Raw genomic sequence first — 24,493 nt, 5'->3', positions numbered from 1 at the left:
CGTATCACCTCAGCCCCTGTGGGAGCGAGGCTTGCCCGCGATGGGTGCGACCCGGTCTTACTGAATCTCTTCCGGCTTCACGATCACCCAGTTCTTGTCCGCCGTCACCGCCAACCCTTCTTTCGCCTGGGCTGCTGCGTTTTTGGCCATCATGCCGTTAATCTGGGTCATGTATTTGTCTTTGCGGTTCACCCACAAATGGATGCCGCCCTTGGACACGTCGACGCTGTGGAACAGCATGTAACCATCGCTGGTCGGAGTATCACCGCCCACCAGGACCGGTTTTTTCCATTCATCGATGTACGTCAGGATCGCCGCTTGCTTGCCAGCCATCCAGGTGGCTGGGGTCCACAGGTACGGGGTCAGTTCGAGGCCCAGGTTGGCCTTCTCGTCATACTTGCCAGCAGTGACCTGCTTGCGTGCCGTGGTCAATTCGCCGGTCTTGCGGTCCTTGAGCAACAGGCTCACGCCGATCACGTTCTGTGGTTTGACGTTGTAGCCATACTTCGGATCGGAGGCGACCATGCGCACCAGCTCTTCGGAGGCGGCGGTCATCACATAGACCTCGATGCCGTTCTCCATCAGCTTGTTGTAGAGCTCTTTCTGGCCGGTGAAGATTTTCGGCGGGTTGACGTCGATGGTCTTCACCACGTCGCCGTCATAATAAGTGCTCGGCACCGGTTTGCCGGACGCCATCAGCTCATCGACGTTGCCCTTGAGCTCCTGAAGCGTGAACCCGGCAAACACTTGGGCGACCCATGGATAGCAAACCATGTCGTCGATTTCACAGAGGCGATAGTAATAGCTGAACAAGCTTTCCTTATGGTCGGCCGTATCCTTGAACGGGATCAGTTTCAGGGAGGGATCGAGGCTCTCGCGGGTAATCAGGCCCTTGTTTTCCATGAACGGCAACAAGGACTCTTCGAGGTCGTAGCGATAACTGGTGTTGTCCATGTCGAACACCGCGAAGTTACCCTTGTTGGCGTTGGCCGCGATCATCGCATCCAGCGCCTTGGCCTGATCGGCTGGCCAGTGCTTCAGGTCAGTAGCGAACGCCTGGCCGGCAAGGCCAAAGCCCAAACTCAATCCAAGTGCGACAGCCAGAAATTTCGGTGCGAGCTTCATCGGCGTTTCTCCCAGATTCAAAGAAATCGACGCTAACAAATAAGTGTGACAGTCCTCGTCTGTCAGCGACCGCCCGCGTTCCTATAGCGCCAACTGCATCTCCGACAGCGACACCCGCTTATTCCAAAAACGACAGTAGCCATACGTTTTTGATATTAATTCATTAATTTTCAAGCTGTTAGGCTTCCCGGTTCGCAGCTGCCCCGGAAGGCAGTTGGCACACGTCCTATGGGAGTTCCAATGAATCTGCCGCTGATCCTCAATCTGTTGGTATTCCTCGCCTTGCTCTTTGGCCTGGCGCAACCCCGTCACACCACTTGGAGCCTGGCCAAAAAGGTTCTGCTGGCGCTGCTCCTGGGCGTGGTATTTGGCGTCGCTCTGCACACGATTTACGGTGCGGGCAACCCGGTACTGAAAGCCTCAATCGGTTGGTTCGATCTGGTGGGCAACGGTTATGTGCAGTTGCTGCAAATGATCGTGATCCCGCTGGTGTTCGCCTCGATCCTCAGCGCCGTGGCACGCCTGCACAACGCTTCGTCGCTGGGCAAGATCAGCGTCCTGACCATCGGCACGCTGCTGTTCACTACCGCCATCGCGGCACTGATTGGCATCGGCCTGACCAACCTGTTCGGCCTTACCGCCGAAGGCCTGGTCGCCGGCACCCAGGAAATGGCTCGACTGCAAACCATTCAGAGCGATTACGCGGGCAAGGTCGCTGACCTGAATGTGGCGCAATTGCTGCTGTCGTTCATCCCGCAGAACCCGTTCGCCGATTTGGCCCGCGCCAAGCCGACATCGATTATCAGCGTGGTTATTTTTGCTGCATTCCTTGGGGTCGCCGCACTGCAACTGCTCAAGGATGATGTCGAGAAAGGTCAGAAAGTGATCAACGCCATCGACACCCTGCAAGCCTGGGTGATGCGTCTGGTACGCCTGGTGATGAAGCTGACCCCGTACGGCGTATTGGCGCTGATGACCAAAGTGGTTGCCGGCTCCAACCTGCAAGACATCATCAAGCTCGGTAGTTTTGTGGTGGTGTCCTACATCGGCCTGGGCTTGATGTTTGTGGTCCATGGCGTGCTGGTGTCTGCGACCGGGATCAACCCGCTACGGTTCTTCCGCAAAATCTGGCCGGTGCTGACGTTTGCCTTCACCAGCCGCTCCAGCGCCGCGACTATTCCGCTGAGCATTGAAGCCCAGACCAGCCGTTTGGGTATTCCACAATCCATCGCCAGTTTCGCCGCCTCGTTTGGCGCGACCATTGGCCAGAACGGCTGTGCCGGTCTGTACCCGGCAATGTTGGCGGTGATGGTGGCGCCGACCGTGGGCATCAACCCGCTGGACCCACTGTGGATCGCGACGTTGGTGGCGATTGTGACGCTGAGTTCGGCCGGCGTGGCCGGGGTCGGTGGCGGCGCGACCTTCGCCGCGTTGATCGTGCTGCCGGCCATGGGTTTGCCGGTATCACTGGTGGCGTTGCTGATTTCGGTTGAGCCGCTGATTGATATGGGTCGTACGGCGTTGAACGTGAGTGGTTCGATCACGGCGGGTGCGATTACCAGCCAGATGATGCAGCAGACGGATAAAGAGTTGCTGGAGGCGGATGAGCATTCTGAGTTGGCTCACGCTTAAGTCTTTCAGCGACTGGGCGGGCCTCTTCGCGGGCAAGCCCGCTCCCACAGGTTTTTTGGTGTTTACACAATTTGTGTTCCACCTTGATCACTGTGGGAGCGGGCTTGCCCGCGATGCTTTTTAAGCTTTTTCCCACACTTCAAAGCTATACGCCGGCTTGTCACCCTCCGCCGGATTCGGAACATTCGACACCAGTTTCCACTGGTTCAAATCAAACTCCGGAAACCACGCATCCCCTTCCGGGCTCAGCGCCACGCGGGTCAGATACAACCGATCGGCCTGCTCCAGGCCTTGCGCATACAACTGCGCCCCGCCAATCAACATCACCTCATCGACGCCCTGCTCGTTCGCCCATTGCTGCGCGCGAACCACCGCTGCCTCCAGCGACGGATAAACCTCCGCGCCTTCCAGCTGCAGATCCGCCTGACGGCTGACCACGATGTTCAATCGGCCCGGCAGCGGACGACCGAGGGAATCCCAGGTCTTGCGACCCATGATGATCGGCTTGCCGAGGGTGGTGGCCTTGAAGTATTTGAAGTCCCCCGGCAAGTGCCAGGGCATGCTGTTGTCGACGCCGATCACACGGTTTTCACCGAGGGCTGCGATCAGGCTGAGGGGGAGTGATTTAGTCATGTCGGCGAGGATACCAGAGCCTCCCTTACCCCGATAAGCGTCACAGCGGTTATGCTCATCGCTCAATTAAGCGACGGGATGCCGCGTGACTGAACTGACTCCACTGCAAAACCTCTGGCTGAGCGAAACCGTGCGCCTGCGTGAAGAACACGCCGGCCCCTTGGACGATCTGGAAGCCAATCGAATCGCCCGTAGCGCCGGCGGCGACCTGCCGACGCGCATTCAACGCCGCGCCCTGTGGCTGGCCGAGCGCGACGGACAGACCCACGCCCTCAAACATTGGCTGCAAGGCGCGCGACTGGCGCTGATCGTGCTGGCCGTTCTGGCCGTGATCAGCGGCGCCGGCCTGGCGTTTGCCGCGCTGGGCGACGGCCAAACCCCGGTCAATGTGTTCTGGGCGTTGGGCAGCCTGCTCGGGTTGAACTTGATTCTATTGCTGAGCTGGGCCCTGGGTCTGGTGTTTGCCGGTGAGCAGGGTGCAGCCCTTGGACGATTATGGCTGTGGCTCAGTGAAAAACTCGCCCGCGATGCCAACGCCGCGCAACTGGCGCCAGCCCTGCTGCTGTTGTTGCAACGGCAGAAACTCAATCGTTGGGCGCTGGGCGTGCTGGTCAACGGATTGTGGTTGCTGGCGATGCTCAGCGCTTTGGTGATGGTGCTGACACTGATGGCAACCCGGCGCTACGGCTTCGTCTGGGAAACCACCATTCTCGGCGGCGACACCTTCGTCGCCATGACCCAAGCCCTCGGCGCCCTGCCGTCCCTGCTTGGTTTCAGTGTGCCCAGCGTAGAGATGATCCGCGCCAGCGGCGATGCCGCGCTGAACATCGAAAGCGCCCGCCAGGCCTGGGCGGCGTGGCTGGTGGGCGTGTTGCTGGTGTACGGCGTGTTGCCGCGCTTGCTGCTTGCACTGTTCTGCCTGTGGCGCTGGAAAACCGGTCAAGCAGCCCTGCATCTGGATTTGAACCTGCCCGGCTACGCCCAACTGCGCGAACGGCTGATGCCCACCAGCGAACGCCTGGGCATCAGCGATGCCGCACCAGAACAACTTCATCGGGTTGAAAACACTGCCAGCGACCTGCAAAGCGATGGCGCGTTGTTGGTGGCCATCGAACTGGACGACCAACGCCCCTGGCCGCCGCAGTTGCCGAAAACCGTCAACAACGCCGGCGTCCTCGACAGTCGCGAATCCCGGCACAAACTGCTCGAACAGCTGAGCCGTTTTCCCCCGGCTCGTCTGGCCATCGCCTGTGACCCACGGCGTTCGCCAGACCGTGGCAGCCTGGCGCTGATTGCCGAACTGGCTCGCAGCGCCAGCGCCACCCGCGTGTGGTTGTTGCAAGCGCCGCCCGGCGAAGCGCTGGATGCCGAACGCTTGGGCGACTGGCATGTTGCGCTAGGACAACTGGACCTGCCATTCGCCGATTGCGCGCCGTTGAACTGGCTGGAGACGGGTCATGACTGATGCCTGGCATAAGCCATTGAAGCTCGCCGTGGTCGGCCACACCAATGTCGGCAAAACCTCGTTGCTGCGAACGCTGACGCGAGACGTCGGCTTCGGCGAAGTGTCCCATCGCCCCAGCACCACTCGCCACGTCGAAGGCGCGCGATTGTCGGTAGACGGCGAGCCATTGCTCGATCTCTTCGACACTCCGGGCCTGGAAGACGCCATCGCCCTGCTCGACTACCTCGAACGCCTGGAACGACCCGGCGAACGCCTCGACGGCCCGGCACGGCTGGCACGATTCCTTGAGGGCAGCGAAGCCCGGCAGCGCTTCGAACAGGAAGCCAAAGTGCTGCGGCAATTGCTCGCCTCGGACGCCGGCCTCTATGTAATCGACGCCCGGGAGCCGGTGCTGGCCAAGTACCGCGACGAACTGGAAGTGTTGGCCAGTTGTGGCAAACCGCTGCTGCCGGTGTTGAATTTTGTCAGCGGCGCCCAGCATCGCGAACCTGATTGGCGTGAAGCCCTGGCGCGATTGGGCTTGCACGCACTGGTGCGTTTCGACAGCGTCGCGCCACCGGAAGATGGCGAGCGTCGACTCTATGAAAGCCTCGCGCTGCTGCTGGAAAACTCCCGCGAACAACTGCAGCGTTTGATCACCGACCAGCAAGCCCAACGCCTGGCCCGTCAGCAGAGTGCAGCGCGGCTGATTGCCGATTTATTGATCGATTGCGCCGCCTGCCGACGCAGCGTGGTCAGCGAGGCGGCGCAGGAACAGCAAGCGATCAGCGAACTGCGCAAAGCAGTGCGTCAGCGCGAACAACGCTGCGTCGAGGCCTTGCTCAAGCTCTATGCCTTCCGTCCACAAGATGCGGCGGCCAGTGACTTGCCGCTGCTCGATGGCCGCTGGGGCGATGATCTGTTCAACCCGGAAACCTTGAAACAGCTCGGTGTGCGAGTCGGCGGCGGTATCGCGGCCGGCGCGGCGGCCGGGGCCGGGGTGGATTTGCTAGTGGGTGGCCTGACACTCGGCGCGGCGGCACTGGCCGGAGCGATTGCCGGCGGCGCCCTGCAAACCGCTCGCAGTTACGGCAGCCGCCTGCTGGGCAAGATCAAGGGCCAGCGCGAACTGACCGTCGATGACGGCGTGCTGCGGCTGTTGGCCTTGCGCCAACGGCAATTGCTGCAAGCTCTGAATTCCCGCGGGCACGCGGCGATGGACAGCATTCAGGTCGCCACGCCGCAGGATAAAACCTGGCGCGAAGGGAAACTGCCGGATGCGCTGAACAAGGCGCGGGCGCATCCGCAGTGGTCGTCGCTGAATCCTCATTCGAAGTTGAGTCAGGCGGAGCGGCAGGAGCAGGTTGAGGTGTTGGCGCAGCAGCTGTAGAGCCCGAGAGATGTGCTGTTCAGGCGGGCCTCTTCGCGAGCAAGCCCGCTTCCACATTGGATCTGCGTCGTACACAAAAACTTTGGTCACCGAAGATCAAATGTGGAAGCGGGCTTGCTCGTGAAGGCGCCAGACCAGTCACCGCAATTCTTAAGCCGGGGCCTCAGCAAATCGCCTATTTACGCAACAGGCGCAAACCGTTGAACACCACCAACAGGCTCACGCCCATGTCGGCGAACACCGCCATCCACATGGTGGCGATCCCGGCGAAGGTTACCCCTAGAAAGATCGCTTTGATGATCAATGCGAGGGCAATGTTCTGTTTGAGGATATTCGAAGTCTGCCGCGACAGGCGGATGAATGCCGGAATTTTGCGCAGATCGTCGTCCATCAGGGCGACATCAGCGGTTTCAATGGCGGTATCGGTACCGGCGGCCGCCATGGCAAAACCGATCTCGGCCCGCGCCAGTGCCGGTGCATCGTTGATGCCGTCGCCGACCATCCCGACCCGATGGCCTTGGGCATAAAGCGTTTCGATGGCTTGTAGCTTATCGGTCGGCAACAGATCACCCTGCGCCTGATCGATGCCCACATGGGCGGCGATGGCCTGAGCGGTATGAATGTTGTCGCCGGTCAGCATGAGGGTTTTGATGCCCAACTCATGCAACTGCTGGATCGCTTCGCGACTGGAGGCTTTCACGGTGTCTGCCACGGCAAACAATGCCAGTGGACCGGATTTATCGAGCAATAGCACCACCGACTTGCCCTGTTTCTCCAGAGCAAACAGTTTCTCTTCCAGCGCTGGCGAACACAGGCCCAAATCTTCCACCAGGCGATGGTTGCCCAAGTGGTAGAGCTCACCGTTGATCTCGCCGCGCACACCACGACCCGCCAGGGCTTCGAAGTTATCCACAATCAGCGGCTTGAGTTGTTTATCCACAGCCGCATTGGCGATGGCCAGCGACACCGGGTGATCCGAACGACCGGCCAGTGCCGCCGCAATGGCCGGGGCTATTTCATCAGCGATTGGGTCGAGGGATAAATAGTCGGTCTGCACCGGCTTGCCGTGAGTGAGGGTGCCGGTCTTGTCGAGGGCCAGGTAATCGAGTTTGTGGCCGTGCTCCAGATAAACGCCGCCCTTGACCAGAATCCCTTTGCGCGCCGCAGCCGCGAGACCGCTGACGATGGTCACCGGGGTGGATATCACCAATGCACACGGGCAGGCGACTACCAGCAACACCAGCGCCCGGTAGATCCAGTCGAACCACAGCGCATCCATGAACAGTGGCGGGATCACTGCCACGGCCAAGGCCAGGATGAACACCGCCGGGGTGTAGATTTTCGAGAAGGCGTCGACGAAACGCTGGGTCGGAGCGCGCGCACCCTGAGCCTGTTCCACGGCGTGGATAATCCGCGCCAGGGTCGAATTGTTCGCCGCTGCAGTTACCGTGTATTCCAGCGAACCGGACTGGTTGATGGTGCCGGCGAACACCTTGTCGCCGATGGTTTTCTCCACCGGCAGGCTTTCACCGGTGATCGGCGCCTGATCGATGGTCGAGTTGCCGGACAGCACTTCGCCGTCCAGACCGACCCGTTCGCCAGGACGCACCCGCACCCGCGCACCCAGTTCGATGTTTTTAACCGGTTGGGCGACCCAACTGCCGTCGGCCTGCTGCACCGTGGCTTGCTCGGGAGCCATCTGCATCAGCCCACCGATGGCGTTGCGCGCCCGGTCCAGAGACCTGGCTTCGATCAACTCGGCCACGGTGAACAGGAACATCACCATCGCCGCTTCCGGCCATTGGCCGATCAGGATCGCGCCGGTCACCGCGATGCTCATCAGCGCGTTGATGTTCAGGTTGAGATTTTTCAGGGCGATCCAGCCCTTTTTGTAAGTGCTGAGGCCACCGCTGAGGATCGAGATCAGCGCAATAACCGCCACCACCCAATTGGGCGCAGCGTTAGTGAAGTGGATAACTTCAGCCGCCAGCGCACCAACGCCGGACAGCGCCAATGGCCACCAAGGTTTTTTCTCTGGCACAGGAGTTGGCGCTTCGACGCCTTGTTCCAGTGGCTCGGCGTGCATGCCGAGGGACTTGATCGCGTCGATGATCGGCGTGGTGCTTGGCAGGTCATGGGTCACGCCCAACACCCGGTTGATCAGGTTGAATTCCAGTTGCTGCACACCCGAAAGCTTGCCGAGTTTGTTCTGGATCAGCGTCTGCTCGGTCGGGCAGTCCATCGCCTCGATGCGGAAACTACTGAGCCGCGCACTGGCGGTCGGCGTCTCGCTCAACACAATCCGCGAAGGTGCCGCGGCTTTGGAGGAACAGCAGGAATCCCCGCGGCCGCCATGGTCATGCGTCTGCACAGGCTGCAGCTTGTGACTGTGATCGTGCCCGGCCTCGGGTTTGTGGGTGTGAAGAGAATCGCTCATTGGTCGCGTCCATGAAGGTGCCTGTTGCCAAGTAAAGACCCTGTAGCCACTATAGGGTCAAGCATCCTTTTGGAGATTGACGCGATGAAAATCGGAGAACTGGCGAAACTCACCGACTGCGCCGTGGAAACCATTCGCTACTACGAGCGCGAAAACCTGCTGCCGGAGCCGGCCCGCAGCGATGGCAATTACCGCGTCTACACCCAGGCCCACGCCGAACGCCTGACCTTCATCCGCAATTGCCGCACCCTCGACATGACCCTCGAGGAAATCCGCAGCCTGCTGGCCCTGCGCGACAGCCCGCAGGATCAATGCGAAAACGTCAACGCGCTGATCGATGAACACATCCACCATGTGAAAGCTCGAATCGACGGTTTGCTGGCCTTGCAGACACAACTGCTCGACCTGCGCCAACGCTGCAGCGAAGGGCCGGATATCGATCAGTGCGGGATTTTGCAGCGGTTGGAAGTGAGCGGCGGGGTTGTGGCGACGGAGGTTGAGCATTCTCATGTTGGGCGCAGTCACGGCCACTAAGAACACCACAAAAACCTGTGGGAGCGGCGGTGCGGCGATCCGACTTGCTCGCGAAAGCGGTTTGTCAGTCACATCAATGTTGGATGTGGCGCCGTCATCGCGGGCAAGCCCGCTCCCACAGGTTCAGTAGTTGATCTTCAGACCGCCATCGGCGCGGTCATCGGCGCGTGGTGCTCATAGCCTTCCAGCGAAAAATCACTCGGCTCGATCAACTCCAGCCATTCCGGCTGATAAACACCGGTCTTGGCAAACTCCGGCACGCGATCGGAAATCACCAGTTTCGGCATTGGGAACGGCTCGCGCTTGAGCTGTTCGTTGAGCATGTCCAAATGGTTTTCGTAGACGTGGGCGTCGCCGATGAAATAGGTGAACCAGCGCGGTGTGTAACCGGTCAGGCGACCGATCAGGCTCAGCAGCGCGGCGCCTTCGGTGAGGTTGAACGGCGTGCCCAGACCCAGATCGTTGGAGCGAATGTAGAGGGTCAGGGAGATTTCCCTGGTCTCGACGTTCGGGTGGAACTGGTACAGCAAGTGGCACGGCGGCAGGGCCATTTCGTCGAGTTGGGCAACGTTCCAGCCGTGGAACAGAATGCGACGGCTGCCCGGGTCCTTGATGATGGTGTCGACGCACTGGCGGATCTGGTCGATCGCCTTGTACAGCACCACGTAGGCCTGACCGTCTTCTTCGCCTTCGGCAATCTGACGATAACCCTGGCTCAGGGTCTGCTCGATGGCGACCTGGTTGCTGACCGGAATCTGCTTGTACGCCGGCCATTTGCGCCATTGCACGCCGTAGATCTCGCCGAGGTCGTCTTCACCCTGACGGAACGGGCTGGCCAGCCACTGAGCGTTTTCGTTGGCGTTCTGGTCCCAGACCTTGCAGCCCAGCGCACGGAATTCGGCAGCGTTGTTCACCCCGCGCAGAAAACCGCACATCTCGCCGATGGCGGATTTGAAGGCCATCTTGCGAGTGGTGATCGCCGGAAAACCTTCCTGCAGATCGAAGCGCAGCATCGCGCCCGGAAAGCTGATGGTGTTCACGCCGGTGCGGTTGGCCTGTTTGGTGCCGTTCTTGATGACGTGGGCGACCAGTTCGAGATATTGCTTCATGAATTACCTGTGTCCTTGAACCCGGGACCGTCGCCCCGGGGTTCGAATTTATAGCGCCTGCTTCTTATACAGCAGCTGCGGGGGCCGCCGGGGCGCGTCGATAAGCCAGCCAGATCAGGAACAGCCCGCCGACAATCATCGGTACGCACAGCACTTGGCCCATGGTCAGCCAGTTCCACGCCAGATAGCCCAATTGCGCATCCGGGACGCGAACAAACTCGACAATGAAACGGAAGATGCCATAGAACAGCGCGAACATCCCGGACACCGCCATGGTCGGCCGCGGCTTGCGGGAGAACAGCCAGAGGATCGCGAACAGCGCCACGCCTTCCAGCGCGAACTGATACAGCTGCGACGGATGACGCGCCAGTTGCGCCGGATCGGTCGGGAAGACCATCGCCCACGGCACGTCGGTCGCCTTGCCCCACAATTCAGCGTTGATGAAGTTGCCAATGCGCCCGGCACCCAGGCCAATCGGCACCATCGGCGCGACGAAGTCCATCAGTTGGAAGAACGACTTGTCATTCTTTTTACCGAACCACAGCGCCGCCAGCATCACACCGATAAATCCGCCGTGGAACGACATGCCGCCCTTCCACACTTCGAAAATCAGCAGTGGGTTGGCGATGTAGGCGCTCAGGTCGTAGAACAGCACATAACCCAAACGGCCGCCGACGATGACGCCCATCGACATCCAGAACACCATGTCGGAGAGTTTCTCTTTGCTCCAGGTCGGGTCGAAGCGGTTCAGCCGACGGGACGCCAACAGCCATGCACCGCCGATGCCGATCAGGTACATCAGGCCGTACCAATGGATTTTCAGCGGACCGATGGCCAGGGCCACCGGGTCGATCTGCGGGTAAGGCAGCATTGCGACTCCTCGTTAGAGTTGAAACCTTCAAAATTCCCGGGTGACGCTGTCACGCCAGGATTAAGCCAGGATTGCGCTACGCGTCAGAGCAAGAAGCTCAAGCCGACGCAAAACAGCAAAGCGGCAAACAGTCTTTTCAGCAAGCGCGGCGACAGCGTGTGGGCCAGTCGCGCACCGAGGCGGGCGAAAACCATGCTGGTCAGGGCGATCCCCAGCAGCGCCGGCAAATAAACAAAACCGAGACTATGGGCCGGCAACAGTGGATCGTGCCACCCCAGAATCATGAAACTTAATGCACTGGCCAAGGCGATTGGCAGGCCACAGGCCGACGAAGTCGCCACCGCTTGCTGCATCGGCACGCTGCGCCAGGTCAGGAACGGCACGGTCAACGAGCCGCCGCCAATCCCGAAAATCGCCGAGGCCCAGCCAATCACGCTGCCGGCCACGGTCAGACCGACTTTGCCCGGCACCGTTCGGCTGGCCTTGGGCTTAAAGTCCAAAGCGAGTTGAACGGCGATGATCAGCGCGAATACGCCGATGATCTTCTGCAAATGCGGCCCGGAGATCGCCTCCGCAGTCAGCGCGCCGAAACCGGCACCGATCAGAATGCCCAGCGTCATCCAGGCAAAAATCGGCCAACGCACGGCGCCGCGGCGATGGTGCTCGCGAACCGCATTGACCGACGTAAAGATGATCGTCGCCAGCGAGGTGCCGACTGCCAGATGCGTCAGGATCGAGGCATCAAATCCCTGCAAGGTGAAACTGAACACCAGCACCGGGACAATGATGATCCCGCCGCCTACCCCGAACAGCCCGGCCAGCACGCCCGCACAGGCGCCCAGCGCCAGATAGAGCAGAAATTCCATGGCCGCATCCCCAAGCATCCCGAATCAGGAGCGGCATGGTAACGGAAGCATGGCCTCGGGCTCCACTGTGGATGGCGATGGATCGATGAGCGATGTCTGCGTAGAGTGAGCAAAAAACACACAAGGACCACCTTATGTGCCTGATTGTTTTTGCCTGGCGGCCGGCTCATGCCCAGCCACTGATCGTGGCAGCCAACCGCGACGAATTCTATGCCCGGCCCAGCCTGCCCCTGGCGCAATGGCCGCAAGCCCCACACGTGTATGCCGGTCGTGACCTTGAGGCTGGCGGTACGTGGCTCGGTGTCGGCGCCAACGGGCGCTTTGCCGCGCTGACCAACATCCGTGATCCCCTCCAACCGCCGGCGCGCAAGTCACGAGGTGAACTGGTGGCGCAGTTTCTTAGCGGGGACATGTCGATTGACGACTATTTGAGGGACGTTGTTGCACGTTCGCTGGAATATGCCGGGTTTAACCTGCTGATCGGCAATGCCAATGAGCTATGGCACTTCAATGCCCGGGAGACAGAGGCGGTCATGCTCCAACCAGGCATTTATGGGTTATCGAACGCGGGGCTGGATACGCCGTGGCCGAAAGTGCTCAAGGTCAAGGCTGCATTGAGCGAGGTGTTGGGCGATCCGCAGCCGCAGGCGCTATTGGCCTTGCTCAGCGACCCGCAGACGGCGCCGCTTGCCGAACTGCCGGACACTGGAGTGGGGCAGGCTACCGAGACGTTGTTGTCGAGCGTGTTTATCAAGAGCCCGACTTACGGGACACGGGCGAGCACCGCGTTGATTGTTCAGGCAGATGGGGGGCGGCATATGGTCGAACGGAGTTTCGGGCCGTATGGGGGGCATTTGGGGGAGGTAGAGATCAGGATTTGAAGCTCGGGCGATTAATTGTGGCGAGGGAGCTTGCTCCCGCTGGAGTGCGAAGCGCTCCCGATCCGGCCAATGCGTTCTTTCAGAAAGATCGCATCGGCCGGATTACGACTGCTTCGCAGCCGAACGGGAGCAAGCTCCCTCGCCACAGGCCCTCAGCGTTTTAGAGCGTTTTAACCGAAGCCGGATTAATCATCCGCGCCAACCCAAGGTTCTTCAGCGCCAACTGCAGCGAGCTGTGGATAACTTGCGGGTTGTCGATAGTCATCAGCTCAGCCAGCAATTCCTTGGCCTTGCTCAAGTTGATCTGACGCAGCATCCACTTCACTTTCGGCAAGTTGGTGGCGTTCATCGACAGGCTGTCGAAACCCATCGCCATCAACAACACCGCCGCCGCCGGGTCACCGGCCATTTCGCCGCAGATACTCACGGGCTTGCCTTCGGCATGAGCGTCGCGCACGACGTTCTGCAAGGCTTGCAATACAGCCGGGTGCAGGTAGTCGTAGAGATCGGCCACCCGCGGGTTGTTGCGGTCCACGGCCAGCAAGTACTGGGTCAGGTCGTTGGAGCCGACCGACAGGAAGTCCACTTGTCGCGCCAATTCCTTGGTCTGATACACCGCCGCCGGAATCTCGATCATTACGCCAATCGGCGGCATCGGCACGTCGGTGCCTTCGTCGCGGACTTCGCCCCAGGCCCGGTGAATCAGGTGCAGGGCTTCTTCCAGTTCATGGGTGCCGGAAATCATCGGCAGCAGAATGCGCAGGTTGTTCAAGCCTTCGCTGGCCTTGAGCATGGCGCGGGTCTGCACCAGGAAGATTTCCGGGTGGTCGAGCGTCACGCGAATGCCGCGCCAGCCGAGGAACGGGTTGTCTTCCTTGATCGGGAAGTACGACAGCGCCTTGTCGCCGCCGATGTCCAGGCTGCGCATGGTCACCGGTTGCGGATGGAACGCGGCGAGTTGCTCGCGATAGATTGCCAGCTGCTCTTTTTCGCTCGGGAAGCGCTGGTTGATCATGAACGGCACTTCGGTGCGGTACAGACCCACGCCCTCGGCACCGCGCTTCTGCGCCCGCGCCACGTCCGCCAGCAGGCCGGTGTTGACCCATAGCGGCATGCGGTGACCGTCGACCGTTATGCACGGCAGGTCCCGCAGAGCATCCAGCCCGAGGGCCAGTTGTTTCTCTTCCTCGACCACCTCGGCGAACTGCTTGCGCAGCACGTCACTCGGGTTGGTATAGACCTCACCGTGGTAGCCGTCGACGATCATCTGGATCCCGTCGACCTTGGAGTACGGCAAGTCGACCAGGCCCATCACCGTCGGAATACCCATGGCGCGCGCCAGGATCGCCACGTGGGAGTTGCCGGAACCGAGTACCGACACCAGACCGACCAGCTTGCCTTCCGGCACCTCGCCGAGCATCGCCGGCGTCAGCTCTTCGCTGACCAGAATGGTGTTGTCGGGGTAGACCAGGGTCTGCTGCCGCTCTTCCTGCAGATAAGCCAGCAAGCGTCGACCGAGGTCTTTGACGTCCGAGGCGCGCTCACGCAGGTAGGCGTCGTCCATCAATTCGAAACGGTTGACGTGTTCGGTGACCACCTGACGCAACGCGCCCTGAGCCCACTGCCCGGTCTTGATCACTGTGGTGATTTCGCTGCCGAGCGAGGCATCGTCGAGCATCATCAGGTAAACGTCGAACAGCGCCCGCTCTTCAGGCCGCAGCTGGGTCGCCAGTTTGGCGGACAAGGCACGCATGTCGGCGCGCACGCCCTCGATGGCGGTCTTGAACAGGCCAAGTTCCGCGTTGATGTCGGTGATGGTCTTGTCCGGCACCACATCCAGATCGGCCGGAGGCAGCATGACGACCGCGGTTCCGACCGCCGCGCCCGGCGAGCCCGGTACACCGACGAACTTTGCTTCCTGGATACCTTTACCCTGACGGCCCAGGCCACGGATCGAACCGGTGGCCTCGGCGTGGGCGATAACGCCGGCGAGTTGCGCGCTCATGGTCACGAGGAAGGCTTCTTCACCCTCATCGAACTGGCGGCGTTCTTTTTGCTGAATGACCAACACGCCGACGACGCGACGGTGGTGAATGATCGGCGCCCCGAGGAACGAGGCGTAGCGTTCTTCACCGGTCTCGGCGAAGTAACGGTAGCGCGGGTGATCCGCGGCGTTTTCGAGGTTCAGGGGTTCTTCACGCGTGCCGACCAGGCCGACCAGACCTTCGTTGGGTGCCATGCTGACTTTGCCGATCGAGCGCTTGTTCAAGCCCTCGGTGGCCATCAGCACGAAGCGGTTGGTCTCTGGGTCAAGCAGGTAGACCGAGCAGACCTGGCTGCCCATGGCCTCTTTGACGCGCAACACAATAATCCCCAACGCCGCCTTGAGATCCTTGGCGGAGTTAACTTCCTGGACGATCTTGCGCAGCGTATTGAGCATGGCTCGGGGTCGAACTCCGTCGTCAGTCGCGCGCTAAAAGGCGCGGGGCAAGCTCTTTGAGAGCGCGGCGATAAACCTCGCGCTTGAATGTCACCACCTGGCCCAACGGATACCAATAACTGACCCAGCGCCAGCCATCGAATTCCGGTTTACCGGTCAAATCCATCCGCACCCGCTGCTCGTTGGAGACCAGGCGCAGGAGAAACCATTTCTGCTTCTGGCCGATGCACAGCGGTTGGCTGTGCGTCCTGACCAGACGTTGCGGCAAACGATAGCGCAACCAGCCCCGGGTGCAGGCGAGTATTTCAACATCTTCGCGCTCCAGGCCCACTTCTTCGTTCAACTCGCGGTACAAGGCGTCTTCCGGCGTCTCCTGGGGGTTGATCCCTCCCTGTGGAAACTGCCAGGCATCTTGATTGATACGGCGAGCCCATAGCACCTGGCCGGCATCATTCGTCAGAATGATCCCGACATTGGGGCGGAAACCATCGGGGTCGATCACGGCAACAACCTCGCAAACGCATGTCGTCGCATTGTTCCACAAAGGTTGTGAAAGCAGCAACGAGCCGACCTACCTTATGTGCACTCTTGTGAAAAGTCCGTATTCTGGACACCTTTCTACAGACTTTTCAGCGAGTAACTGCAATGCGGCTGGCTTTATTCGACTTGGACAACACGCTTCTGGGCGGTGACAGTGACCACGCCTGGGGCGATTATCTGTGCGAACGCGGTTTCCTCGACGCCGTCGCCTACAAGGCACGCAACGACGAGTTCTATCAGGATTACCTGGCCGGCAAGCTGGATAACGACGCGTACCTGAACTTCTGTCTGGAAGTTCTCGGCCGCACCGAGATGGCCATGCTGGATCAATGGCACCTGGACTACATGCGCGACTGCATCGAACCGATCGTGCTGCCCAAGGCTATCGAACTGCTGGCCAAGCACCGTGAGGCCGGCGATAAGCTGGTGATCATCACCGCCACCAACCGCTTTGTAACCGGGCCGATTGCAGCACGTTTAGGTGTTGAAACCCTGATCGCCACTGAATGCGAAATGATCGACGGCCGTTACAGCGGGCGCAGCACCGATGTTCCGTGCTTCCGTGAAGGCAAGGTGACGCGGTTGAATCGTTGGCTGGAAGAGACCGGCCATAACCTGGAAGACAGCTATTTCTACAGCGATTCGATGAATGACTTGGCGCTGCTGGAACAGGTGGCGAATCCGATTGCTGTTGATCCGGACCCGAATCTGCGGGCCGAAGCGCAAAAGCGCGGTTGGCCGGTGATCAGCCTGCGCGACTAAAAGCCGTCTCAATGCCCACAGTGGTTGCCGCCGCCCCCCCTGTGGGCGTGCTTTCAAGCGGGCTTGGCCGCCATCAGGTAGAAGATCGCCATGAAAGCCAAAAACGCCGGCCAGCCCAAGGCAAACCACCAGCGCATGTAGGTCACTGCCTTGATCGGCATAGGCGTGCCCTCCAGCAAAGCCTTGTCGGCCATTTTGTGCACGCGGATTTGCAGCCACACCACCGGCAACCAGCAAATCCCCGCCAGGCAATAGAGACCGATGCTCCACATCAGCCAGGTCTGTTGCAGCGGCCAGCCTGCCAGATGCATCAGGCCCAAACCGCTCAGCGGCTGGAGAACGGCCGTGGTGGCGGTGAAAGCCCAGTCGGCAAAAACCAGATGTTTGAAGGTGACAGCAATCACTTCGACCTTGCCGGTGCGCCAGGCCCGAAGTGCGTAATAGGCGGACCCGGCTCCAAGGCCAAAGAGAATAGTCGACGACAGGATGTGCAGGGTTTTCAGTAGCAGATAAGCGCTCATCGTCGGGGTTCAGTCCAAAGAAGCCATAAAGTAGCCACCATCAGCACCAGATTCTTGCCAACAGCCGCGTAAGGATCAAACCAGTAATGGGGCAGCACGAAGCTGATGCAGACGGTGTAACCGAGCATCAAGCCCAATTGCAGCCGCAACGCCAATCGGCGCCAGCGCTTGAACAGCATCCCCAACCCCAGCAAGCCGTCACACACGGCGCCACTGATGACTGCAAACTTCGCCCAGCTACCGTGTATGCCGGTTTCAGCCATGATCCGCAGGCTCCACTCGTAGCCGGGGCCGAGACAAACCACTGCCGTCCCCAGCCAGATCAGTGCCAGCACCGCCAACATCAGCGGGCGCAAGGCACGCTGACTGCTTTGAGCCACCGAGGGCCAGTCTTGCAAACAGATTTGCACAGGCGCGGCGCGATAGCAGCAGACCGAAGCCAGTACTTCGGGGTCAGCCAGGTTGTCCCGTTGCGCCAGGGTCACGCTTTGCCGGTTCAAGGCTCGCCAGCCGGATCGGTCTCCCAGCCAGCTGCCCACGCGGGTCAACAAGTCAGGTACCTTTACATATCGCCCGGGCGCCCAACCCTGCGCCGCTCGCATATGATCGATGACCTCGGCTAGCGTCATCGGCTCGGGGCCAACGAGCGGCAACACCATTGACTGAGCCGGCCATTGCCGCAGCAGGGCCATCACAGCACCCACCAGATCATCGATATGCAGGGGTTGCAGCCGAGCCTTGAGATCCAGCAAGGGGATCAACGGCCAAGGGGAAAGGACGGCCAGCCAGGCACTGCTCGCACCGCCCGCGCCCAGCACCAGCGAGGGCCGCAAGACGACTGAGGCGATGTTCAGCCCCAACAGATGCTCGTCTGCCACACCTTTGCTGGCAAGAAACGGCACATCGGATTGAGCCGCCGCCCCCAGCGCGGAAATCTGCAGCACCCGGACACCCTGGCGCGCAGCCTGATCGAACAACACTCGGGTGCCGCAATCCTGAATCAGACTCAGCGTCTGCGCGTCGACGCTCAGGAGACCGGCGGCGTTGATCAACAGATCGACATCGTAGGGAAAAACAAAATGCGCGGGATCGCCCGCCAATAACCCGAGATCCAGTCGCCGCCACTCAACACCCGGCCAACCCGGAGCCTGAGGTTCGCGGCTGGTGGCAATGACCGAATGGCCCGCACCGTGCAGCGCACGCAACAGATGGCGGCCCACAAAACCTGTGCCACCCGCCAATAGAATTTTCATGAACGTCCTTGTTGCTTAAACAGGTTTTGCACCCATCAATGCAGCAATGGAGAGAAAACCGACGCCACTGACGATCGCCAGCCCCAGCGTGAACTTCCAGCTGCCGGCACCGCCGGTGCGCAGGCGATTCAGTCGCGCCAGCAGCCACAGTGCGCTAAACGCCGCGATGACATAGATGACACTGGAACCCAGCACCCATGTCTGACCCAACGGCCAGCCGACCAGATGTACCAGCCACCAGCCTGTGAACGGCATGCTGAGCATGCACAGCAGCGCCAGATACCAGACAAACAACCACGGCCGGCGCAGCGTACTGGCCGGCCCCTCGCCACGCTTACGCCAGGTCAGAACCGCGAGCCCCAGACCGCAAGCCAGCAACACAATGGTCGCCGCGACGTGGAGGACTTTGAGGGTAGTCAGGGTTTCCATGTGTTTTCTTCCTTAGGCCGTGCCCATCAGCGTAGCCGCTCAGCCGAGAAACAGCTGATAGGCAGGGTTATCGCTTTCGTCCCAGTATGGGTAACCGATTTCTTCCAGCGCGGCCGGTACCAGATGACGCTCATCGTGCGGCACTTGCAGGCCCGCGACCACACGGCCATCCGCCGCGCCGTGATTGCGGTAGTGGAACATCGAAATGTTCCAGCGCCCGCCGAGTTTGTTGAGGAAGTTGAACAACGCACCCGGACGCTCCGGGAACTCGAAGCGCAGCACCACTTCATCGACAACCTGGGCAGCACGCCCGCCAACCATATGGCGAATGTGCAACTTGGCCAGTTCGTTGTCGGTCAGGTCGAGCACCGGGAAACCCTGCTCGGTGAGACTGGCGAGCAGCGCACTGCGCGGGTCGTTTTCCGGATGCGTCTGCACGCCGACAAAGATGTGCGCTTCGCTGCCGGTGTTGTAGCGGTAGTTGAATTCGGTGATCTGACGCTTGCCGATGGCTTCGCAGAACGCCTTGAAGCTGCCCGGTTTCTCGGGGATGGTCACGGCGATGATCGCTTCGCGGCCCTCGCCCAGTTCAGCCCGCTCGGCCACGTGGCGCAAGCGGTCGAAGTTGACGTTGGCACCGGAATCAATGGCCACAAACGTATGGCCGGTTACGCCGCGTTGCTCGACGTATTTCTTGATCCCGGCCACGCCCAAGGCGCCGGCAGGTTCAGTGATCGAGCGGGTATCGTCGTAGATATCCTTGATTGCCGCACAGATTTCGTCGGTGCTGACGGTGATGACTTCGTCTACGTAATCTTTGCAGATATCGAAAGTGTGCTGACCGATCTGGGCCACTGCAACGCCGTCGGCAAAAAGCCCCACGGTCGGCAGCACCACCCGCTCGCCGGCCGCCATGGCGGCTTGCAGGCAGTTGGAGTCATCCGGTTCGACGCCGATGATTTTGATGTCCGGGCGCAGGTATTTCACGTACGCCGCGATCCCGGCGATCAGCCCGCCGCCGCCCACCGGAACGAAGATCGCATCCAGGCGCCCAGGGTGCTGGCGCAGAATCTCCATGGCCACCGTGCCCTGCCCGGCAATGGTGTGGGGATCGTCGTAAGGGTGAATGTAGACGTAGCCTTTTTCGTCGACCAGTTTCAGCGAGTAGGCCAGGGCTTCCGGGAACGAATCCCCGTGCAGCACCACTTTGCCGCCGCGCGAACGCACGCCTTCGACCTTGATCTCCGGGGTGGTCTTGGGCATCACGATGGTCGCTTTCACGCCCAGGACCTTGGCCGCCAGGGCCAAGCCTTGCGCATGGTTGCCCGCCGACGCGGTGACCACGCCGCGAGCGCGCTCTTCATCGCTCAGTTGCGTGAGCTTGTTGTAGGCGCCACGAATCTTGAACGAGAACACCGGTTGCAAGTCTTCACGCTTGAGCCAGATATCGTTGCCCAGCCGCTCGGAGAGCTGGCGGGCAGTCTGCAATGGGGTTTCTACGGCAACGTCATAAACGCGCGAGGTGAGGATCTTTTTGACGTACTGTTCGAGCATCGGAAAGCATCACTGAGCGGGTTGGGCAGGGCCAAGGAGTCTAACCCGGCTTTCGGGCGGGCGACCACACTAAACAGGTGGTTTTAGCCGCTCGCGAGCGCAAGAAACTCATTGTGGCGAGGGAGCTTGCTCCCGTTGGAGCGCGAAGCGCTCCCCAAAACGGACACCCCGATCTTTCAGACACACTGCATCGGCAGGCTTTACGACTGCTGCGCAGCCGAGCGGGAGCAAGCCCCCTCGCCACAGGCAAGCCCCTCGCCACCATTCGACATACCGACAATGACCTTCCCCATCGCGAGGCCTATAATGCCGGCCTTTCGTTCCCCTTTCGGCACTTCGGAGCCCGCATGACCCAGGATCAACTCAAACAGGCCGTAGCCCAGGCCGCCGTCGACTTCATCCTTCCGAAACTCGACGACAAGAGCATCGTCGGGGTCGGCACCGGCTCCACCGCCAACTGCTTCATCGATGCCCTGGCCAAGCACAAAGGCGCGTTCGATGGCGCGGTCGCCAGTTCCGAAGCCACCGCCGCCCGCCTCAAGGGCCACGGCATTCCGGTGTATGAGCTCAATACCGTCAGCGACCTGGAGTTCTACGTTGATGGCGCCGATGAAAGCGACGAACACCTGAATCTGATCAAGGGCGGCGGCGCAGCCCTGACCCGCGAGAAGATTGTCGCGGCCGTGGCCAAGACCTTCATCTGCATCGCCGACGCCAGCAAACTGGTGCCTGTGCTCGGTGCGTTCCCGCTGCCCGTGGAAGTGATCCCGATGGCCCGCAGCCACGTAGCCCGCCAACTGGTGAAGCTCGGCGGCGACCCGGTTTACCGTGAAGGCGTGCTGACCGACAACGGCAACATCATCCTCGATGTGTTCAACATGCAGATCACCAACCCGGTGGAACTGGAAACACAGATCAATGCGATCGTCGGCGTGGTCACCAACGGCTTGTTCGCAGCCCGCCCGGCTGATTTGCTGCTCCTGGGCACGAGTGAAGGCGTGAAAACCCTGCGCGCCCAGTAAGCGAAATCGCCCGGATTTATGGGCAAATAAAATACCTGTGGGAGCGGGCTTGCCCGCGATGAGGCCGTCACATTCGACATTGATGTTGACTGAAAGGCCGTCATCGCGGGCAAGCCCGCTCCCACAGTGTTTTGGGTTGTTGGTTAGGGTTGTGCCGGCTTTTTGAAGACGTAGAAAAGGTTCGGCTCGCTGACGAGGTACAAGGTGCCGTCGTCGTCCATTGCGATGCCTTCTGCTTGCGGCACAGTCTTCTGCAATCCCTGACGACCCTTGCTCAGTGACAAGGTGGTCAGCGGTCGCCCATCGACATCCAGCTCCAGAATCAGTCGTGACTCATCGGACAGCGCCAACAGATGGCCACTGCGCTCGTCGTATTGCAGGCTCGACAGGTCTCGCACGAACATCCCGGCATCGCGCTTGGGGTTGTTCACCACATGCACCGCGTAGGATTTCTCCGGGTTGTAATGAGGGAAGCCCTGAACTTCGTAGATCAGCATCGGGTCGCGCTCCTTGGCGACGAACAAACGCTTGCCCGCCGAGTCATAGGCCAACCCTTCAAAACCTTTGTTGCCGCTCATGTGCACGCCGAGGGTCATCTGCTCGGCGTCCGCGGCATCGAGGAACGTCGTGTCCTTTTCCAGATGAATCTTGATCAGCCGTTGCTTGCGCTCGTCGGTGATCACGTAAGTGTCAGCACTGATGAATTCCACCGCCTCCGGGTCGCCAAACCCGACCAACGCCACACGCCGCAGGATTTTGCCTTCCAGGGACAATTCGATCAGTTCGGCATTTTTGTTGGTAACGGTGAACAGGCTTTTACGCACGGGATCGAAGGTCAGCGCCGAAACATCGGCGTCCAGACCATCAATGACTTGCGCCTCGATTGCTACCTGATACTGATCCAGGCCAATGGACTGGGCATTCATCGGCTGCCATAACGCCTGCACATTGAACCAGGTGCGCTCGAACAGACGCAGGTACTGGCCGACGGCAATCAGCACGATCAGCGCAATTACCGACAGGATCAGCATCAGGGGTTTGGGACGGGCAAGTCGGCGCATTCAGGCGAGCTCGGCAACAAGACGGGCGGATGAAATACCACGGCAGTATGAATTCAAGCTTAATGGCCAGTGGCCTTCGACCACAATTACCGAACTCTACGGTTGTTTTTCGAACCGGTAGAACAGGTTCGGTTCGCTCACCATGTACAGCGTGCCCGCTTCGTCCATGGTCACGCCTTCGGCACGAGGAATGGTTTCCTTCAGACCATTGAACCCCCCAAGCAAAGTCATGAAGCTGACCTGCTCGCCTTTCTCGTTCAATTCCAGCAACAAGTGAGAGTCGGCGGACAGCACCAGGGTGTGGCCGGTGCGCGGATCGATAGCCAGGGCCGAGAGATTGCGGATGTCCAGCTCATCGCTGGGCAGCTTTTGCTTGTCGCCCTTGAGGATTTGGCTTCCGTCGCTTTTCCAGCTGAACAGTGCCGGCGGACGCTCTTCACCCAGCAGCAGTTGCTGGTTGCGCGCATCCCAGACGATCGCCTCGAAGGCCTTATTCTGGTTTTTCGACGGGCCAAGGTCATATTTCGGGAAACTGTCGATATTCAATTCGCGAGTATCGGCATCGACCTTGACGATGGAAAGCAGGTGTTTGCGCTCATCGGTAATCGCCAGCAAACCGTTACCCATGGCCGTCACGCCTTCCGGGTTACCCCAACCCACCAGCGGCATCTTGCGTAACACGTCGCCTTGCAACGTCAATTCGACCAGAAACGGGTTCTTGCCCATCACCGCAAACAGGGTTTTGGTCTGCGGGTCATAAGACACGTCCGATGCTTCATCCTTCTCCATGCCCGGCAATAGCTTGGCATCGATCACCGTCCGGTAATCCGGCAGCCAGACACTCTCTTGACGTTCGGCCGGGCTCTCAAAACGTTCCATCACCCAGAGCACGCCGCGATCATCCCAGTGCATCGCAAACATGAGGCCATACACGGCAGCCGCCACCAGCAAAAGCCAGGAATACCACCGCATGACAAAGCGCGAGCGGCGGGCAGTTTTCAGCTTGGGCAGCGGTTGGGTGGCCATGCAGGGATGCGTTCCAGAAATTCAGGCTATGGGTAATAGCACATTGGGACTGGCTCAGACGCCAGAAGCCCCGGAATTATCCGGACAAAATGTGAAAAAAACGGGAAATGGCGGGATTGCCCTGTGTAAACACAGAAACTTGCGAACGCTAAAAACCATTGTGGGAGCGGGCTTGCCCGCGATGAGGCCATAACAGTCAACATTGATGTTGACTGAACGACCGCCATCGCGGGCAAGCCCGCTCCCACAGGGTTTTGCGGTGTTTGTGCTAGCGGACGCTGCTGGTGAAGCGGCTGGCGCCCGGCAGTTCGAGCACCAGTTCGTCACCGACATTCAGCGGACCAACGCCCACCGGCGTACCCGTGAGAATCACATCACCGGCCTGCAGCGAGAAGCAGCCGGCCATGTACTGGATCATCGGCACGATCGGGTTCAGCATGTCCTTGCTGTTGCCATCCTGGCGGACTTCGCCATTGATGGTCAGGCGGATGCCAATGTCGGTCAGGTCGGCGAAGGTACTGCCCGCCACGAATGGTGCAATCACCGCCGCGCCATCGAAGGATTTGGCGATTTCCCACGGCAGGCCCTTGGCTTTCAGCTCGGCCTGTTTGTCGCGCAGGGTCAGGTCCAGCGCCGGGGCGATGCCGGAGATGGCATCCAGCACTTCTTCACGGCTCGGTTTGGTCGACAATGGCTTGCCAATCAACACGGCGATTTCCGCCTCGTAATGCACCGAGCCACGCTCGGCTGGAATGCTGAAACCGCCTTCCAGCGGCACCACGCAACTGCCCGGTTTGATGAACAGCAGTGGCTCAGTAGGCACCGGATTTTCCAGTTCCTTGGCGTGTTCGGCGTAGTTGCGGCCGATGCATACCACTTTTCCCAGCGGGAAATGAATACGCGTACCGTCGACATACTGGTGCTGGTAGCTCATTACCGACTCCTGCTTCGTGCTTTTAAAGT

Annotated in this window: 22 protein-coding genes; 7 read left to right on the top strand and 15 right to left on the bottom strand. The window is 60.3% G+C overall.

Translation table 11 applies throughout. The features are described 5' to 3' along the window. Window positions 1-57: 57 nt before the first annotated feature. On the bottom strand, window positions 58-1,125 hold the full coding sequence (locus ACZ3HH_RS09140) for an HAD family hydrolase (protein WP_367373332.1): 1,068 nt from the start codon (window positions 1,123-1,125) through the stop codon (window positions 58-60). 240 nt (window positions 1,126-1,365) lie between these two features. Here ACZ3HH_RS09140 and ACZ3HH_RS09135 point away from each other — a divergent pair, with 240 nt between their 5' ends. Next, window positions 1,366-2,757 carry an L-cystine transporter gene (locus ACZ3HH_RS09135; protein ID WP_465804133.1) on the top strand — a complete coding sequence of 464 codons (1,392 nt, stop codon included), beginning with the start codon at window positions 1,366-1,368 and terminating at the stop codon, window positions 2,755-2,757. Between the two features lie 120 nt (window positions 2,758-2,877). Here ACZ3HH_RS09135 and ACZ3HH_RS09130 read toward each other — a convergent pair whose 3' ends face one another. Further along, window positions 2,878-3,390, bottom strand: coding sequence for a dihydrofolate reductase (locus ACZ3HH_RS09130; protein ID WP_123719718.1), 513 nt, complete (start codon window positions 3,388-3,390; stop codon window positions 2,878-2,880). An 85-nt stretch (window positions 3,391-3,475) separates the two neighbouring features. Between ACZ3HH_RS09130 and ACZ3HH_RS09125 the strand changes: the two genes are divergently transcribed. Further along, window positions 3,476-4,855 (top strand): DUF2868 domain-containing protein, encoded by a 1,380-nt coding sequence (locus tag ACZ3HH_RS09125; protein ID WP_465804132.1) that lies wholly within the window; start codon window positions 3,476-3,478, stop codon window positions 4,853-4,855. Continuing rightward, entirely contained in the window at window positions 4,848-6,224 is a 1,377-nt protein-coding gene (locus ACZ3HH_RS09120) for a GTPase/DUF3482 domain-containing protein (protein WP_465804131.1), read from the top strand. The genes ACZ3HH_RS09125 and ACZ3HH_RS09120 overlap by 8 nt, the downstream gene beginning before the upstream one ends. Before the next feature lie 175 nt (window positions 6,225-6,399). Here ACZ3HH_RS09120 and ACZ3HH_RS09115 read toward each other — a convergent pair whose 3' ends face one another. Then, entirely contained in the window at window positions 6,400-8,661 is a 2,262-nt protein-coding gene (locus ACZ3HH_RS09115; protein WP_465804130.1) for a heavy metal translocating P-type ATPase, read from the bottom strand. An 84-nt stretch (window positions 8,662-8,745) separates the two neighbouring features. Between ACZ3HH_RS09115 and cadR the strand changes: the two genes are divergently transcribed. Further along, window positions 8,746-9,195 carry a Cd(II)/Pb(II)-responsive transcriptional regulator gene (cadR, locus tag ACZ3HH_RS09110; RefSeq protein WP_007897786.1) on the top strand — a complete coding sequence of 150 codons (450 nt, stop codon included), beginning with the start codon at window positions 8,746-8,748 and terminating at the stop codon, window positions 9,193-9,195. 137 nt (window positions 9,196-9,332) lie between these two features. On the opposite strand, the gene ACZ3HH_RS09105 is transcribed toward cadR, so the two are convergent. The 3 genes from ACZ3HH_RS09105 to ACZ3HH_RS09095 all read right to left on the bottom strand — a co-directional run bounded on the left by ACZ3HH_RS09105 (window position 9,333) and on the right by ACZ3HH_RS09095 (window position 12,041). Continuing rightward, window positions 9,333-10,304 (bottom strand): thymidylate synthase, encoded by a 972-nt coding sequence (locus tag ACZ3HH_RS09105; RefSeq protein ID WP_465804129.1) that lies wholly within the window; start codon window positions 10,302-10,304, stop codon window positions 9,333-9,335. Window positions 10,305-10,368: 64 nt separating this feature from the next. After that, window positions 10,369-11,175 (bottom strand): prolipoprotein diacylglyceryl transferase, encoded by an 807-nt coding sequence (gene lgt, locus ACZ3HH_RS09100; RefSeq protein WP_460144214.1) that lies wholly within the window; start codon window positions 11,173-11,175, stop codon window positions 10,369-10,371. An 83-nt stretch (window positions 11,176-11,258) separates the two neighbouring features. Continuing rightward, window positions 11,259-12,041, bottom strand: a complete 783-nt coding sequence (locus ACZ3HH_RS09095; protein ID WP_123361009.1) for a sulfite exporter TauE/SafE family protein — start codon at window positions 12,039-12,041, stop codon at window positions 11,259-11,261. Window positions 12,042-12,175: 134 nt separating this feature from the next. Here ACZ3HH_RS09095 and ACZ3HH_RS09090 point away from each other — a divergent pair, with 134 nt between their 5' ends. Beyond that, on the top strand, window positions 12,176-12,922 hold the full coding sequence (locus ACZ3HH_RS09090; RefSeq protein ID WP_465804128.1) for an NRDE family protein: 747 nt from the start codon (window positions 12,176-12,178) through the stop codon (window positions 12,920-12,922). A gap of 160 nt (window positions 12,923-13,082) precedes the next feature. On the opposite strand, the gene ptsP is transcribed toward ACZ3HH_RS09090, so the two are convergent. Next, window positions 13,083-15,362, bottom strand: a complete 2,280-nt coding sequence (gene ptsP / locus ACZ3HH_RS09085; protein WP_007897733.1) for a phosphoenolpyruvate--protein phosphotransferase — start codon at window positions 15,360-15,362, stop codon at window positions 13,083-13,085. 22 nt (window positions 15,363-15,384) lie between these two features. After that, on the bottom strand, window positions 15,385-15,864 hold the full coding sequence (locus ACZ3HH_RS09080) for an RNA pyrophosphohydrolase (RefSeq protein WP_008064982.1): 480 nt from the start codon (window positions 15,862-15,864) through the stop codon (window positions 15,385-15,387). A gap of 143 nt (window positions 15,865-16,007) precedes the next feature. On the opposite strand from ACZ3HH_RS09080, the gene ACZ3HH_RS09075 reads away from it, so the two are divergent. Further along, window positions 16,008-16,664 carry a histidinol-phosphatase gene (locus tag ACZ3HH_RS09075; RefSeq protein WP_465804127.1) on the top strand — a complete coding sequence of 219 codons (657 nt, stop codon included), beginning with the start codon at window positions 16,008-16,010 and terminating at the stop codon, window positions 16,662-16,664. A 53-nt stretch (window positions 16,665-16,717) separates the two neighbouring features. Here the strand turns inward: ACZ3HH_RS09075 and ACZ3HH_RS09070 are convergent, their stop codons facing one another. From ACZ3HH_RS09070 to ilvA, 4 genes are read right to left on the bottom strand one after another with little or no spacing between them, the layout of a single operon-like run. After that, window positions 16,718-17,185 carry a DUF2269 family protein gene (locus ACZ3HH_RS09070; protein ID WP_465804126.1) on the bottom strand — a complete coding sequence of 156 codons (468 nt, stop codon included), beginning with the start codon at window positions 17,183-17,185 and terminating at the stop codon, window positions 16,718-16,720. Next, entirely contained in the window at window positions 17,182-18,438 is a 1,257-nt protein-coding gene (locus ACZ3HH_RS09065; RefSeq protein WP_465804125.1) for an SDR family oxidoreductase, read from the bottom strand. The genes ACZ3HH_RS09070 and ACZ3HH_RS09065 overlap by 4 nt, the downstream gene beginning before the upstream one ends. Window positions 18,439-18,453: 15 nt before the next feature. Then, window positions 18,454-18,867, bottom strand: coding sequence for a DUF2269 family protein (locus ACZ3HH_RS09060; RefSeq protein ID WP_465804124.1), 414 nt, complete (start codon window positions 18,865-18,867; stop codon window positions 18,454-18,456). A 39-nt stretch (window positions 18,868-18,906) separates the two neighbouring features. Beyond that, entirely contained in the window at window positions 18,907-20,421 is a 1,515-nt protein-coding gene (ilvA, locus tag ACZ3HH_RS09055) for a threonine ammonia-lyase, biosynthetic (RefSeq protein ID WP_052964603.1), read from the bottom strand. 347 nt (window positions 20,422-20,768) lie between these two features. Between ilvA and rpiA the strand changes: the two genes are divergently transcribed. After that, window positions 20,769-21,443, top strand: coding sequence for a ribose-5-phosphate isomerase RpiA (rpiA, locus tag ACZ3HH_RS09050; protein ID WP_007897721.1), 675 nt, complete (start codon window positions 20,769-20,771; stop codon window positions 21,441-21,443). A 143-nt stretch (window positions 21,444-21,586) separates the two neighbouring features. Here the strand turns inward: rpiA and ACZ3HH_RS09045 are convergent, their stop codons facing one another. From ACZ3HH_RS09045 to ACZ3HH_RS09035, 3 genes are all read right to left on the bottom strand, one after another. Continuing rightward, the gene (locus ACZ3HH_RS09045; protein ID WP_465804123.1) at window positions 21,587-22,504 is read right to left on the bottom strand and encodes an SdiA-regulated domain-containing protein; all 918 of its coding nucleotides are present in this window, start codon (window positions 22,502-22,504) and stop codon (window positions 21,587-21,589) included. 96 nt (window positions 22,505-22,600) lie between these two features. Further along, window positions 22,601-23,530, bottom strand: coding sequence for an SdiA-regulated domain-containing protein (locus ACZ3HH_RS09040; protein WP_465804122.1), 930 nt, complete (start codon window positions 23,528-23,530; stop codon window positions 22,601-22,603). 268 nt (window positions 23,531-23,798) lie between these two features. Continuing rightward, window positions 23,799-24,464, bottom strand: coding sequence for a fumarylacetoacetate hydrolase family protein (locus ACZ3HH_RS09035; protein WP_465804121.1), 666 nt, complete (start codon window positions 24,462-24,464; stop codon window positions 23,799-23,801). Window positions 24,465-24,493 lie beyond the last annotated feature (29 nt).

Source organism: Pseudomonas sp. PME37.24/025 (assembly GCF_055556615.1).
This window is presented reverse-complemented; position numbering and strand designations above follow the sequence as displayed.

What these genes read in the sequence shown, in the direction of transcription:
- ptsP (WP_007897733.1), bottom strand. Translation starts at nt 15,362, where the DNA reads ATGCTCAATACGCTGCGCAAGATCGTCCAGGAAGTTAACTCCGCCAAG.
- ilvA (WP_052964603.1), bottom strand. Translation starts at nt 20,421, where the DNA reads ATGCTCGAACAGTACGTCAAAAAGATCCTCACCTCGCGCGTTTATGAC.
- ACZ3HH_RS09060 (WP_465804124.1), bottom strand. Translation starts at nt 18,867, where the DNA reads ATGGAAACCCTGACTACCCTCAAAGTCCTCCACGTCGCGGCGACCATT.
- ACZ3HH_RS09135 (WP_465804133.1), top strand. Translation starts at nt 1,366, where the DNA reads ATGAATCTGCCGCTGATCCTCAATCTGTTGGTATTCCTCGCCTTGCTC.
- ACZ3HH_RS09095 (WP_123361009.1), bottom strand. Translation starts at nt 12,041, where the DNA reads ATGGAATTTCTGCTCTATCTGGCGCTGGGCGCCTGTGCGGGCGTGCTG.
- ACZ3HH_RS09105 (WP_465804129.1), bottom strand. Translation starts at nt 10,304, where the DNA reads ATGAAGCAATATCTCGAACTGGTCGCCCACGTCATCAAGAACGGCACC.
- ACZ3HH_RS09070 (WP_465804126.1), bottom strand. Translation starts at nt 17,185, where the DNA reads ATGAGCGCTTATCTGCTACTGAAAACCCTGCACATCCTGTCGTCGACT.
- ACZ3HH_RS09140 (WP_367373332.1), bottom strand. Translation starts at nt 1,125, where the DNA reads ATGAAGCTCGCACCGAAATTTCTGGCTGTCGCACTTGGATTGAGTTTG.
- ACZ3HH_RS09040 (WP_465804122.1), bottom strand. Translation starts at nt 23,530, where the DNA reads ATGGCCACCCAACCGCTGCCCAAGCTGAAAACTGCCCGCCGCTCGCGC.
- ACZ3HH_RS09035 (WP_465804121.1), bottom strand. Translation starts at nt 24,464, where the DNA reads ATGAGCTACCAGCACCAGTATGTCGACGGTACGCGTATTCATTTCCCG.
- ACZ3HH_RS09090 (WP_465804128.1), top strand. Translation starts at nt 12,176, where the DNA reads ATGTGCCTGATTGTTTTTGCCTGGCGGCCGGCTCATGCCCAGCCACTG.
- ACZ3HH_RS09130 (WP_123719718.1), bottom strand. Translation starts at nt 3,390, where the DNA reads ATGACTAAATCACTCCCCCTCAGCCTGATCGCAGCCCTCGGTGAAAAC.
- ACZ3HH_RS09065 (WP_465804125.1), bottom strand. Translation starts at nt 18,438, where the DNA reads ATGAAAATTCTATTGGCGGGTGGCACAGGTTTTGTGGGCCGCCATCTG.
- ACZ3HH_RS09115 (WP_465804130.1), bottom strand. Translation starts at nt 8,661, where the DNA reads ATGAGCGATTCTCTTCACACCCACAAACCCGAGGCCGGGCACGATCAC.
- ACZ3HH_RS09045 (WP_465804123.1), bottom strand. Translation starts at nt 22,504, where the DNA reads ATGCGCCGACTTGCCCGTCCCAAACCCCTGATGCTGATCCTGTCGGTA.
- ACZ3HH_RS09120 (WP_465804131.1), top strand. Translation starts at nt 4,848, where the DNA reads ATGACTGATGCCTGGCATAAGCCATTGAAGCTCGCCGTGGTCGGCCAC.
- cadR (WP_007897786.1), top strand. Translation starts at nt 8,746, where the DNA reads ATGAAAATCGGAGAACTGGCGAAACTCACCGACTGCGCCGTGGAAACC.
- lgt (WP_460144214.1), bottom strand. Translation starts at nt 11,175, where the DNA reads ATGCTGCCTTACCCGCAGATCGACCCGGTGGCCCTGGCCATCGGTCCG.
- ACZ3HH_RS09075 (WP_465804127.1), top strand. Translation starts at nt 16,008, where the DNA reads ATGCGGCTGGCTTTATTCGACTTGGACAACACGCTTCTGGGCGGTGAC.
- rpiA (WP_007897721.1), top strand. Translation starts at nt 20,769, where the DNA reads ATGACCCAGGATCAACTCAAACAGGCCGTAGCCCAGGCCGCCGTCGAC.